General features: G+C 60.5%; 10 protein-coding genes and 2 pseudogenes. 7 read left to right on the forward strand and 5 right to left on the reverse strand.

From position 1 onward, the window contains the following. Positions 1-73: 73 nt before the first annotated feature. From AC0QTX_RS18520 to AC0QTX_RS18550, 7 genes and pseudogenes are all read left to right on the forward strand, one after another. Positions 74-318, forward strand: a pseudogene (locus AC0QTX_RS18520) (DDE-type integrase/transposase/recombinase); the annotation flags it as partial. 563 nt (positions 319-881) lie between these two features. Further along, positions 882-1,757 (forward strand): annotated as a pseudogene (locus AC0QTX_RS18525) (AraC family transcriptional regulator); the annotation flags it as partial. Between the two features lie 186 nt (positions 1,758-1,943). Further along, positions 1,944-3,020: an ABC transporter substrate-binding protein gene (locus AC0QTX_RS18530; RefSeq protein WP_474605292.1), complete on the forward strand. Its 1,077-nt coding sequence runs from the start codon at positions 1,944-1,946 to the stop codon at positions 3,018-3,020. A gap of 80 nt (positions 3,021-3,100) precedes the next feature. Beyond that, a complete protein-coding gene (locus AC0QTX_RS18535; protein WP_474605293.1) occupies positions 3,101-3,925 on the forward strand; it encodes an ATP-binding cassette domain-containing protein in 825 nt (274 codons plus the stop codon). A gap of 35 nt (positions 3,926-3,960) precedes the next feature. Further along, positions 3,961-5,181 (forward strand): sugar ABC transporter permease, encoded by a 1,221-nt coding sequence (locus tag AC0QTX_RS18540; RefSeq protein ID WP_474605348.1) that lies wholly within the window; start codon positions 3,961-3,963, stop codon positions 5,179-5,181. Positions 5,182-5,207: 26 nt separating this feature from the next. After that, the gene (locus tag AC0QTX_RS18545) at positions 5,208-5,936 is read left to right on the forward strand and encodes an SDR family oxidoreductase (RefSeq protein WP_474605294.1); all 729 of its coding nucleotides are present in this window, start codon (positions 5,208-5,210) and stop codon (positions 5,934-5,936) included. Positions 5,937-6,001: 65 nt separating this feature from the next. Then, the gene (locus AC0QTX_RS18550) at positions 6,002-7,609 is read left to right on the forward strand and encodes an FGGY-family carbohydrate kinase (RefSeq protein ID WP_474605295.1); all 1,608 of its coding nucleotides are present in this window, start codon (positions 6,002-6,004) and stop codon (positions 7,607-7,609) included. A 321-nt stretch (positions 7,610-7,930) separates the two neighbouring features. Here AC0QTX_RS18550 and AC0QTX_RS18555 read toward each other — a convergent pair whose 3' ends face one another. The 5 genes from AC0QTX_RS18555 to AC0QTX_RS18575 form a co-directional block, all read right to left on the reverse strand. Next, positions 7,931-8,674: a glycerophosphodiester phosphodiesterase family protein gene (locus AC0QTX_RS18555; protein WP_474605296.1), complete on the reverse strand. Its 744-nt coding sequence runs from the start codon at positions 8,672-8,674 to the stop codon at positions 7,931-7,933. 9 nt (positions 8,675-8,683) lie between these two features. Continuing rightward, positions 8,684-9,604, reverse strand: coding sequence for an ABC transporter permease subunit (locus AC0QTX_RS18560; RefSeq protein ID WP_474605297.1), 921 nt, complete (start codon positions 9,602-9,604; stop codon positions 8,684-8,686). Between the two features lie 2 nt (positions 9,605-9,606). Further along, positions 9,607-10,518, reverse strand: coding sequence for an ABC transporter permease subunit (locus AC0QTX_RS18565; protein WP_474605298.1), 912 nt, complete (start codon positions 10,516-10,518; stop codon positions 9,607-9,609). Positions 10,519-10,587: 69 nt separating this feature from the next. Beyond that, positions 10,588-11,910 (reverse strand): extracellular solute-binding protein, encoded by a 1,323-nt coding sequence (locus tag AC0QTX_RS18570; protein WP_474605299.1) that lies wholly within the window; start codon positions 11,908-11,910, stop codon positions 10,588-10,590. Between the two features lie 35 nt (positions 11,911-11,945). Further along, a complete protein-coding gene (locus AC0QTX_RS18575; RefSeq protein WP_474605300.1) occupies positions 11,946-13,325 on the reverse strand; it encodes a sn-glycerol-1-phosphate dehydrogenase in 1,380 nt (459 codons plus the stop codon). Between the last annotated feature and the right edge of the window lie 144 nt (positions 13,326-13,469).

Raw genomic sequence — 13,469 nt, forward strand, 5'->3', positions numbered from 1 at the left:
CGCATGCCCCAGCCTTGCATGTACACGGCTCAAAGGGAATCCTCAATCGGACTCTTCTGTCAGGCGGAAACCACTAGATGAGATCATCCAGACCAGCTGCAATACTAAGACAACCACACTAAGACAACCACGCGCCTGATGAAGTGGCAGGGCAGCCCGCCTAAGCGGCTGATCACTGATAAGCTCAGATCTTACGATGTCGCCCGTCGTCAGGCTATGCCGTCGGTAGAACACCGCTCGCGCAAGGGGCTCAACAACCGCACGGAAAACTCTCATCTGCCTCTGCACCGACAAGATTGGGCGATGCAGAGCTTTCGCCGACGATCACGTCAACGGCGAGTACTGCTCTGTACTCGTCAATGAAAAAACTCGCACCGAGGGAAATGAACGACTTGGGTCGTGCAGAAGCTGAGCTTGACGGGCAGCCTACGGCTATACTCAGCTAATGTGGCATCCCCGAGCATCCAAATATGACATCTCCTTTTGAAGGCCCGCTCCAGCTTGGTGCGTGGCCCTCGCGCTTCGTTCTCAGAGGTGCCACTTACCTGCCATCATGAGCATATCGCTCAGTTTCTAAGTCGCCGCGCTTGAGCACTACAGGTTGCTTAGATCCATAATACTTCAATCGGGTGTTGAATTTGTTTCAGCTGGAGGATGAGTGCCTGGCGATCTGTAGGCTGGCACAGTTGGGTCGGACGGCATCCATTTTCATAGGAAACCTCGCTCCTGAACGTCAAAAAAGTATTGGAGCAAGCCTAGATTCGTGTTGGCACGTGTCGGCGCCGGAGATTACCGTCAGATGTAGCGAGAGCCGACATACAGTCGGCCGATTGGGAGCGAGGGTCACTGCGGGCATCCGTATCGGCCTGGAGGAAACGGACATGGAGCCGGATCTCGAAGTCGTTCAGATAAGGCCTGGCGAGTCATTCGCCGCTTGGTCGCACGGCTACCCCTACCGCACAGTGCGCTGGCACTTCCATCCCGAATACGAACTGCATCAGGTCGTTGCCACTAAGGGCCGCTACTTCGTCGGTGACTTCATCGGCGCGTTCAATCCTGGCAACCTGGTGCTGACCGGACCGAACCTTCCGCACAACTGGGTGAGCGACGTTCCGAAGGACGCAATCGTTCCCTTACGCTGCCGCATCATCCAGTTCAGCGAGGGTTTCATCAGCGGTGCCATGACGGCATTGCCTGAGCTCGCGGTCTTAGCGCCGGTTTTGGAATCCTCTCGGCGCGGCGTTCTCTTTAGCGACGAAGTTAGCCGCGAGATTTCGCCTCTGATGGCCGAAGTGATGGATGCGCAGGGTGTGCGACGCATCGAATTGTTGATGACGATCGCCGGATTGTTGAGTCAGGCGAAAGGAACGCGACTACTAGCCAGCGCCAGCTACCTGCCTGACCCTTCCGGCTACATGTCGGCAGGAATCAACAAAGCGCTCGCCTATATTCGCGAGAACCTGACACGGCCGTTCAGCGAGGCTGATCTTGCGGCGATTGCCGGGCAGTCGACGAGCGGGTTCTCACGTGCGTTTCGCCAGCACACCGGCATGTCCTTGGTGCAATACGTGAAACGTTTGCGCATTAATCTCGCTTGCCAAGTTTTGATGAGTGACGAGCAGGCCTCGATCACCAGTATCTGCTACGAGGTCGGCTACAATAATTTGTCCAATTTCAACAGGCAGTTTCTGGCTGAGAAGGGCATGACACCCTCTCAGTTCCGGCGTCTGCTGCTCGACAACATTAACTCGGCCAAGATCAGACACGGAGGCACCAGGAGACAGCACACCAGCCATCGAGAGAACAGCCCGGCCGTACAAGGAGGCCTTCGACCAGAAGCACCCTGCTGAGGGCGCGCCAGGAGGCGGCATGTTCTATCAGAGACTATCGACGAGACAGGCAGTCTGCCAACCCTATAACAACGACCTTTGGGAGAGAAACGAATGATCAAGTCTTCATGGAAACTCGGCGGCCCTACAGCGCTAACTCTGTTCCTGCTCGCCGGAACCGGTGTTGCCATGGCTCAGAATGCAAAAGTGTCCAACGCCACAGTTGCTTTTCTGATGCCCGACCAAGCGTCCACGCGCTACGAAGAGCATGATTTTCCCGGCTTCAAGGCCGAGATGGGAAAGCTCTGCCCGACCTGTAAGGTCATCTATCAGAACGCCGACGCGAGCGCGTCACGCCAGCAGCAGCAGTTCAACTCTGCAGTTTCGCAGGGTGCGAAGGTGATCGTGCTCGACCCAGTGGACTCCGCCGCTGCCACTTCGCTAGTCAAGCAGGCGCAGAGCCAGGGCATCAAGGTGATCGCCTATGACCGCCCAATCCCCGATGCGACCGCGGATTTCTACGTCTCCTTTGACAACCAAGCCATTGGCAGGTCCATCGCAGAATCGCTGGTACAGCACCTGAAGAAATCGAATGTAACCGCCGCCAGCGGCACAGGCGTTCTGCAGATCAACGGCTCACCGACCGATGCGGCTGCGGGCCTGATCAAGAAGGGCATTCACGAGGGTCTCGACAACAGCGGCTATCCGATCTTGGCCGAGTACGACACGCCCGAATGGGCGCCTCCAAAAGCTCAGCAATGGGCCAGCGGCCAGATCACCCGTTTCAACAAGAACATTCTTGGTGTCGTGGCGGCCAATGACGGCACGGCCGGCGGCGCCATTGCCGCGTTCAAGGCCGCTGGCATGAATCCGGTCCCACCGGTCACCGGCAATGATGCAACGATCGCGGCCCTTCAGCTCATCATCGCTGGCGACCAGTATAACACGATTTCCAAGCCGAGCGAGATCGTGGCAGCGGCCGCCGCCAACGTCGCTGTCCAGCTTTTAGCTGGCGAAACGCCAAAGGCTGAGACGACGCTCTTCAATACGCCCTCCAAGCTCTTCGTCCCTGCCGTGGTTACGGCTGAGAACCTGAAGGCGGAGATCATCGATAAGAAGATCAATACCGCCGACCAGCTCTGCTCTGGCCGTTATGCCGAAGGCTGCAAGAAGCTGGGCATCATCCAATAACTCGCAAACTCCGTCCGGCGGTTTCGGCGGCCGGACGTCACTTAAGGCGTCCTCCCGACGCTTCAAGGATCATGGAAGCGATGGACAGAACCCAAGGGCAACACGACGAGCGCGAACTCGTGCTCAGCCTGCATGCCATTTCGAAGAATTTCGGTGCCGTATCGGCTTTGACGGATATCAATCTGGACGTGCACGCGGGCGAGGTCGTGGCGCTCGTTGGCGACAACGGAGCCGGCAAGTCGACGCTGGTCAAGATCCTTGCTGGCGTTCATGCTCCGAGTTCGGGCTCGATCACCTTCCGCGGCAAGCCGGTGACGCTTGCCGACCCAGCCACCGCACTCGAACTTGGCATTGCCACGGTGTTTCAGGATCTCGCGCTGTGCGAAAACCTTGATGTGGTCGCCAATATCTTTCTCGGGCGGGAACTCAGCCCTTACCGGCTCGATGAAGTGTCCATGGAGTTGAGGGCCTGGACCTTGCTCAATGAATTGTCTGCCCGCCTCCCCAGCGTACGCGAGCCGGTGGCCTCCCTTTCCGGCGGGCAGCGCCAGACTGTCGCCATTGCGCGCTCCCTGCTGCTCGAACCCAAGCTCATCCTCCTTGATGAGCCCACCGCCGCCCTCGGCGTCGCCCAGACCGCTGAGGTGCTCGACCTGATCGAGCGCGTGCGAGACCGCGGGCTCGGGGTGATCATGATCAGCCACAACATGGAGGACGTGCGCGCCGTCGCAGATCGCATCGTCGTGCTCCGGCTTGGTCGGAACAATGGTGCCTTTGAACCTGACGCTTCCAATCAGGATCTCGTCAGCGCAATCACCGGCGCGAGCACAAATGCTGTATCGCGCCGGATTAGCCGGCGTCAGGCGCAAAGTGGACACACCCCAGCACCGGAGGGACGCCGTTGACCAAGACCGCGGAGCAGAGTGTACAGGCGGCGCCAATGCTCGACCGCCGAGACGAGCGAGTGAAGCATGCACAAGGGATTGGCGGCTCGATTCACGCCTTCCTGGACAGGGTCCGGGCGGGCGATCTCGGCTCGCTCCCGGTCGTGGTCGGTCTTGCGATTATCTGGACCGTTTTCCAGAGCCTCAATCCGGTCTTCCTGGCCCCCAACAATCTCGTTAACCTCCTGTTCGACAGCGCGACCGTCGGCGTGATCGCGCTTGGTATCGTCTGCATTCTGATCGTCGGAGAAATCGATCTGTCGGTGGGGTCGGTCAGCGGCTTCGCCTCCGCGGCGGTTGGCGTGCTGTGGGTAAACCAGGGCTGGCCGGTCGCAGCGGCCATCCTCGCTGCAGTCGCTTTCGGTGCCCTGATCGGCGCGGTCTACGCTGTCCTGTTCAACCGCTTCGGCATGCCGAGCTTCGTCGCCACCCTTGCTGGCCTTTTGTCGATCCTCGGCCTCCAGCTCTATCTCCTCGGCTCAACCGGCTCGATCAATCTCCCTTACGGCTCGCCACTGGTCGATTTCGGGCAATTGCTCGTTATCCCCGACCCGGTGTCGTACGCGCTCGCTGCCCTCCCTGGAATCGTGATGTTCGTGCTGGGCTATCGCACAGCGACGCGCCGCCGCAACGCCGGGCTGTCGGCCCAGCCGATGGCAAGCCTGCTGCTGCGATCCGTCGTCATCACCTTCGTGCTGGAACTCATCGTCTACTATCTTAATCTCGACCGCGGCATCCCATGGATGTTCGGCCTGTTCGTCGGGCTGGTCGTGGCGTTGAACTATGCGCTGACGCGGACCAAATGGGGCCGCCAGATGCTGGCCGTGGGCGGCAACCGCGAGGCCGCTCGCCGCGCTGGCATCAATGTCCGCTTCATCTATCTGAGCGCGTTTATGCTCTGCTCCGGGCTTGCCGCGGTCGGTGGTATTCTCTCAGCCGCGCGTCTGGCTTCCGCGAGCCAGCAGGCGGGAACTGGCGATGTCAACCTGAACGCCATTGCCGCAGCCGTCATCGGTGGAACCAGCCTTTTTGGAGGACGAGGCAACGCCTATTCGGCCCTGCTCGGCATTATCGTCATTCAGTCAATCGCCAGTGGCTTAACGCTGCTCGATCTCTCCTCATCACTTCGGTACATGATCACCGGTGCGGTGCTTGCCATTGCAGTCATTGTCGACTCGTTGGCACGCCGCTCGCGCGCCTCCCATGGCCGGGCCTGAACCAACCAAGCAAAAAAGGGAAAGCTATGGGCGAGAAGTTGTCCGGGAAAGTTGCAGCAATCACCGGAGCCGCCTCAGGCATTGGTCTCGAGTGCTCCAGAACTCTGCTGTCCGAGGGCGCTCGCGTGGTGCTGATCGACCGCGACGAGAAAGCCTTGGAAACCGTGTGCGCGGATCTCGGGCCCCAGGCCATTCCCCTGCGCCTCGATGTGACGGATCCGACCAGCGTGTCCCACATGATGCCCCAGATCCTCGAACGGACGGGGCAGCTCGATATCTTCCACGCCAATGCGGGATCTTATATCGGCGGTGAGATCCTGAAGGGCGATCCCGATGCCTGGGACCGCATGCTGGATCTCAACGTCAACGCCACATTCCGGTCAATTCATGCTGTGCTGCCTCATATGGTGGAACGCAAGATCGGAGATATCGTCGTAACGAGCTCCATCGCTGGTCTGGTCCCCGTAGTTTGGGAGCCGGTCTACACGGCTTCTAAGCACGCCGTGCAGGCCTTCGTGCATACGGTGCGGCGGCAGGTTGCCCCGCATGGGCTGCGCGTCGGCGCGGTTGCGCCTGGCCCTGTGGTCACAGCCCTCATCAAGGATTGGCCCAAGGAAAAGCTTGATGCGGAGTTGGCCGCGGGTGGCCTGATGCAGCCCGTTGAAGTGGCCGAGGCCGTCCTATTCATGCTGACGAGACCGCGAAACGTCACAATTCGCGACCTGGTCATCCTGCCGCAGAGCAATGATCTTTAAGGCTTATCGGATGCGCGGCGAGCGTCGCTATCATCTCTCTGGTATCATTTGGACAATTGACTGCCATGGCAAACCACTTTCTCGGCATCGACGTTGGCACCGGCAGCGCGCGAGCCGGTGTTTTCGACGAGCGCGGAGCTCTGCTGGCTTCGGCCAAGGCCAACATCGTGCTGTGGCACGAGGCTGGCGGCATCGTGGAGCAGTCGAGCAATGATATCTGGCGCGCCGTCTGCGCATGCGTGCGCGAGGCCGCGCGCCATGCTGGTATTCCTCCGAAGTCTGTTGCAGGCGTCGGCTTCGATGCGACCTGCTCTCTTGTCGTATTGGGACCGGACGGTGAGCCTTTGCCCGTCGGCCCGTCCGGCAATCACGAGCGCAACATCATCGTCTGGATGGATCATCGTGCGACGGAACAGGCGCGACGGATCAACAGCACAGGCGAAACCGTCCTGAACTACGTCGGCGGCGCCATCTCCCCCGAGATGGAAACACCCAAGCTACTCTGGCTGGCCGAGAACATGCCGGAGACTTTTGCGGTGGCATGGCAGTTCATGGACCTGGCCGATTTTCTGACTTGGAGGGCCACAGGAAACCTCGCGCGCTCCGCCTGCACCGTAACGTGCAAATGGACCTACATGGCGCATGAGAACCGCTGGGATGCAGGCTACTTCAGAGCCGTAGGGCTTGGCATTCTGGCCGATGAAGGCTTCCGCCGCATCGGCACTGAAGTCGTCCCGGGCGGAACCCGGCTCGGCGGCCTGACCCCTCAGGCGGCAGACGACATGGGCCTGGAGCCCGGAACACCTGTCGCGGCCGGTCTGATTGATGCTCATGCTGGTGGCGTAGGAACGGTTGGCGCACGTGGCGATGCCGGCAGTATCCTCACCCGCATGGCCTATGTATTCGGCACCTCCGCCTGCACGATGTCAACGACGGCGGAGCCCACTTTCGTCCAGGGTGTATGGGGTCCCTACCACTCGGCCATGGTACCCGGCCTCTGGCTCAATGAAGGCGGCCAATCGGCAGCCGGTGCGGCTCTCGATCATCTGGTGCGGATGCATCCCGCTTCGAAAGAAGTGGAGGCAATCGCCCGGGACAATGGCGTGAGCCTCAGCCAGTGGCTGTCGTCGGAGGCGGAGAAACGCGGCGGAGCGCCGGCAGCCCCCGATCTCGTGGGAGGCCTGCATGTCGTTCCCGAATTCCTAGGAAATCGGGCTCCGTTCGCTGATCCGGATGCGCGTGGCCTGATCGCTGGACTTGGCATGGAGGCGGGTCTCGATAGCCTCGTGGCGCTCTACCTGGGCGGCCTCTGCGGACTGGGCTATGGGGCCCGGCAGATCTTGCAGGCGCAGCATGTGAAGGGCATCGCGATCGACACGATTGTCGTCAGCGGCGGAGCGGGCCAAAGCCCGCTTGTGCGGCAGATCCTTGCCGATAGCACGGGCAAGCTCGTTGCAGCCACGACCTCCCAAGAGCCTGTGCTCCTTGGTTCAGCGATCCTCGGCGCCGTCGCCTCGGGGCAGTATTCAGATCTCGCACAGGCCATGCTGTCAATGTCGGAGATGGGCGAGATCTATCGTCCGAGTCCGGCATTACTTGACTGGCATCAAAAGCGGTTCAAGGCATTCGAAATGCTTCAGCAGACCGCGAGAGCCATCCGGTCCATGACCTGAGGAGCCTAGGGGCTGGCGGAACCGTCATGCGTCGCACCTAAGCATCCCATAGCAGGGCCGATAATGTCCGGGCGTCACGCCGTCCACCTGAATCTGCCGGAGGCGACCGAATGCTTCCGCCATGGCGGCTCGGAGCCTGCGATGCGTCTCTGACCCGACATGGAACCTGTCCACCGGGCTGACCTCAATGAGCGATCCTGCATCAAGGAACGCTACTTCCCATGCCTGGGCAGCGCAGGAAGGTGAAGCGACACCTCGCGCACGCCGCTGAAATCGAACCCATCGTAACCAAGCCCCTCGGTGACAATCCTCATCACGATCTCAGGTCGCGATATCGTGTCTGGCTCGCAATGCCAGATCGGGGCGATCGGTTGTGATCTGACGGACGGGTTGGCTCAACCAGTGCTGAAGATCCGCATCATCGTTCGGGACCCAGGCGCCGATCCGCTCCGCCCCGAACGCCTCGGAGAATCGCTCCAGGGTATGGATTAGCAGAGACTTTTCAACCGCTACGTAGATGCCGGGAATTGCCCTGAGACGATCAATTGCTCGATCCAGCCCTCCCAGCATTTCGGAGGAACGCCGGTCAATGGAAGCGAGCACCGGAACTGCCGGATCGAGCTCCCGAACGATCTCGAGCACCTCCAACATGAAGCAAGTCAGGATCGATCTTTTCTCAAGTCCATGGCGGCAAATGGCTTCCAGAACCTTGGCTTCCATACCGGCATAGGCGCTTCCCATCGAGTCGGTCTTCAACTCGATATGAAGTTCGAGCGAACTGTCGCCGAGTACTTCAAGAACCTGGTCGAGGCTCGGGACCCCCTCCGTGCTGTCGCGCAGCGTCGTCACCTGGAGTTCGGCTAACGTCCGAGCCCCCACTGGTCCCGATCCTGCCGTCGTCCGCTCGAGTGTCGGATCGTGAATGACCGCGAGTTGTCCATCTGACGTCATATGCACGTCGAACTCTACCCCCTCGATGCCTAACTTGGTGAGCCTCCGGAAGCCTTCCAAGCTGTTCTCAGGCCACAGATTCCGTGCCCCGCGATGACCGATGATCATGACCATGAGACCGCCCTATTTGCTGCTATCCACGAGGCCACGCACGAACCACCGCTGCATGACGAGAACCACCAGAACAGGCGGGAGCATAGCAAGGAGCGCACCGCTCATCGCCACGTTCCAGGCTGGCTCCGTGTCAGAGCGCGGGATGAGGTGCTTCACTCCTATGACGGCTGTGGCCATATCCTTGTCGGTCGTAAAGAGCAACGGCCAGAGATACTGGTTCCAGCCGTAGAGGAACAGGATGATCGACAAGGCGATGATGTTGGAGCGCGAGAGCGGCAGCAGGATGGTCCAGAAGAAGCGAATGGCCGAAGCGCCGTCGAGCCGCGCCGCCTCAAGAAGCTCTTCGGGAACAGTGAGGAAGAACTGCCGGAACAGAAATGTGGCGGATGCCGAGGCGATCAACGGCAGGATGAGCCCCTGATAGGTGTTCAACATATTCCATTCGAGTGCGATTTCGATCCGGTTGCCAGAGATCCACTCCCAATGCTTCTGTATGTTAAGGAGGTCGATCAGCCACTGGATCGGCAGGGCCGCATTCGCCACCGCCTCGTAAGTCGGGACGATCCGCACCTCCACGGGCAGCATCAGCGACATGAAGATCAACCAGAAGGCAAGCATGCGGAACCGGAACCGAAAATAAGTGATGGCGAAGGCGGACAGGAGCGAGATCGCCACCTTTCCGATCGTAATTCCCAACGCGACGATGAGCGAGTTCACGAGGAGCTGACCAAAGTCAACCTTCGTCCAGGCGGTCGCCAAGTTCTCCAGGAAATGACCGCCTGGGAGCCACGGCATTGGGACCTGCTGCACCTCCTCCATCGTCAGGGACCCTGCGATGAAAGCGAAGTAGAGCGGCATGCATACGAGGATGATCCCGCCGATCAGGAGCAGGTGGCAGATCGCTGTGAGAATGGGGGAACGTTCAACCATGGTCAGATGCTGTAGTTGACCTTACGTTCAATGTACTTGAACTGTAGCAGGGTTAGGAGAAGCGCGAAGGTCATCAGCAGGACAGATTGGGCGGCCGATGATCCGAGATCGAGATTGATGAAGCCGTCCTGATAGACCTTGTAGACCAGAATGTTCGTCGCTCCTGCCGGGCCGCCGCGGGTGACCGCGTCGATGATGGCGAAGGTCTCGAAGAATCCGTAGACGAAGTTCATGGTTGTAAGAAAGAAGAGCGTCGGCCCGAGCAGCGGCAGCGCGATTTGGAAGAAACGCTTGATCGGCCCCGCGCCATCGACGGCGGCGGCCTCCATCAGGGATCTCGGCACGGCGAGCAGGCCTGCAACGAGGAAGATGTAGTCATAGCAGATGTGCTTCCAAGACGCCGCGAGGACCACGAGCAGCATCGCGTCATGACCGTTACGGTTCGGATCCCATGCGATGCCCAGCGACTTGATGAAGAATGCGACAGGTCCAACCGTCGGATTGAACAGGAACGCCCACATGACACCTGCGATGACAGGCGCGATCGCATACGGCAGAAGAATCACGCCTTTGTAGGCGGACTGGAAGCGCACCACCCGGTCCGTCGCGAAAGCCAGGACGAGCGCCACAACGATCGTCACCAAGTTCTGGGCAAGCGTGAACCAGATCGTCACCCAAATGGAGTTGCGGTAGGTCTCGCTCGCGAAAAGGGCCGTGAAGTTGTCAAACCAGACGAAGTGGACCGTTGCACCGAAAGGATCCGCCAGGAGGAAGGCCTGCATTAGCGCCCGAATAGACGGAATGAAGAAGAAGAACAGGAGGATGAGGAGCTGCGGCAGGAGTAGCAGGGCCGGAAGGCCGGTGGTTTGAAAGTGGGCGTGCTTGAGGCCGGGTTCGTGAGTGGTTGCGACCACGTCAAATCTCCGCTCGAAAGACAGTGAGGCGGCATGGGCTGCGATCCCAGCCCATGCCGCCTCGTTGCATCAGTACTTGCCCTTATTGAGACGCTCGTACTGGCGGAGGATTTCGTTACCCCGCTTCACGGCGTCATCCATGGCTTGCTGTGCGTCCTTTTTGCCGGCGAATAGGGCCTCGACCTCCTCGCGCTGGGCGAACATGGCCTGCGTGAAGTTGCCGAAGTGGAAACCAAGCGAGTTCTCCGTCGGTGTACCGCGGTTGAGCTGCTGAACGGCGATCTCGCGGGTCGGGCTCTGCTTATAGTAGCCCTCGGCCTTTGCCATCTCGTAGGCCCTATTGGTGAGCGGAACATATCCTGTCACCTTGTGCCACCAGAGCTGTGTCTCGGGCTTCGCGAGGAAGTCGAAAAAGGCTGCGATCGCTTTCTCCTCCTCGGGCTTGTGGCCTTTGATCACCCACAAGGCAGCGCCCCCAATGGTGCTGTTCCTGGGCTGGCGCCCCTCCTCCCACGGCAGGAAGGTGGCACTCCACGCGATCTTGGCGGTGCGCTCAATGCCGCTATGCGCCGCCGTCGAGGCGAAATAGGTGGCGCATTTCCCGGAGGTGAAGAGCTGCTCTGGGCTGAACCCTTGGCCAGCGATCTGCAACACGCCGTCGTCGAGCCACTTCTTCAGGCGCGACACCTGCGGCACAACGAGTGTCTTGTTATAGACGAACTCGGTGTCGAGGCCGTCATAGCCGTTTGCCTTGGTGGCGTAAGGCTGATCGTTGATGGCGCTGTAGTTCTCGATAAGGCTCCAATGGTAGTCCGTTGCAAGTGCCGTGCCGCATTCGGCAGCGCCCGATGCCTTAATGGCGTAGAGCTGCTTCTCGAACTCGCCCCATGTCTCCGCCGGCTTGTCGAGCCCGACCTTCTGGAACTGGTCCTTGTTGTAGAACAGGATTGGCGAGGAGGAGTTAAAGGGCATGGCGGCGAGCCTGCCCTTGTAGGAGTAGAAACCGGCGACGGGTTTGATGAGGTCAGCCCACTCTACCTTGTGGCCGGTCTTGTCCATGAGATCCTGAACTGGGACAATGGCGTCCGAGAGCAGCATCGTCATGAAGCCGCGCTCATAGATCTGAACGATGTGAGGCGGGCGCTTGGCGCGATAAGCTGCGATGGTGCCGTTGATCACCTCGTCGTAATTGCCCTTGTTGATTGCTGTGACCTTGTACTGGTCATGGGTCTCGTTGAACTTCTTGACTAATTCGTCCACCCGCTCGCCGAGGACTCCGCTCATGGCATGCCACCATTGCACCTCGACGGGCGCGGCCCAGGCCGCAGTCCCTGACATGATGAGCGCCAGCGCCCCGGTGGCGACGCGTGGTATCGTCGAAGAAACTTTCATGGTGTTTTCCTCCCTTTCGATCCTTGCCCCTGGTCTCAGGCCGTTGCGGCGCGCTGCCCCTGCCCCTTTGAGCGCCGTCCCCAGAAGCCATCATCCGCCATGAGGGCGGCGATGCCCCTGTCGAGCCATCCGAGATCGTCGAGAAGATCCAGGATGGTGAAGCGCCGGCGGATGAGCCGCGCACGGCGATAGTCTGCGGCCAGCTTCGTCAGCGGCACGCCAAGATCGGCTGGATGCGCCGGCGCTCCAGCTTCTTGAAGCCAGCCTTCCATGGTGCCCGGCAGAATGCAGGACTGTCGCAATTCCTCGCGTAGCGCGGGCCAGTTCGCCGCGAGCGCTGCGAGGCGCTCGCTCCGACGTGCCGCCCGCTCCAGCTTCGCGCGCATCTCGGTGCGTGCGCTGTCGGCGATCTGCGGATCCGCGAAAGCTGCTGTAATCTCGGCCTGAACCTGCTCGGATGAGGACGCTGCGCCGATGGTCTGCGCGATCACGCGCTCGTTGATGTCCTGCGAAAGGAACCACTCGTAGAGAGCCAGGATCGCAACCGTCCCGATCCCCACGCAGGCCCCGTGGGCAGCAGGCTCGCCTTGGTAGGTCAGGCGCTCCATTTCCCAGACATGGGAGATGAGATGTTCAGCGCCGCTCGCCGGGCGCGAATTGCCGTGGGCCTGCATGGCGAAACCAGAGACGAGGAGGCCGTTGACGAGATCGCCCAAGGCGGCTGGATCGCCTTGACCAACCTCCCTGGACCGGGACAACCAGCCTCGGACGTTATCCTGCACCAGCGCGAAGGGCTTCGGATTGATGGCCTCCTCGCCAAGAACGTCAGCCATCTTCCAGTCGGCACCGGCGACAATCTTGCCGGCAAGATCGCCGTAGCCCCAGCCTGCCATGCGGGTCGGGGCCCGCGCGATCACGTTCAGGTCGGCAACAATGCCGACGGGGGGTGCGCAGTCCAGCGTGCGCTTGAATCCGGCGTCGAGCAGCGCGGCGCCAGAGGCGGCGTATCCGTCCATGGAGGCCGCCGTCGCAACACAGACGTAAGGCATACCCGCGAGCGTAGCCGCATATTTCGTGAGATCGTTGATGACGCCTGACCCGACCGCAACGGGAAGCGCTGCCCGCTCCCTGAGCACGCCAGCAAGGTCCCGCGCGATGCTAGCCTGGGGCTTCACGCGAGGCGCGGCTTCGAGGACGACCGGCGGGGCAGCGGAAAAGCCGGCTTGTTCCAGAATTGCGAGTGCATCGCTGCCCGCAGCCTCCATGGTGTTCCGATCGGCGACAAGCAACGGCCGCTGGCTTCCAGTGGCTCGTATGGCGTCTGGCAGAGCTGCTAGAGCCGATGGAGCGACGAACACGAGGCGCGTCGTCGCCTTCTGTACCGCTTCATCGAGCACCTGCGCCTGATCTGTCATCGATCCCTCACTAGCGATACATTTGAATAACGTGTATTACATTTGTATGACGCTGCCAATGGAATTTCTCCTGGCATCCCCCCTGTTCTAACCAGAGGATTTAACGGATGATGGTTCCGATATCTTGTTCTACCCCGGCGAGTG

The organism is Microvirga sp. jy35 (assembly GCF_056148915.1).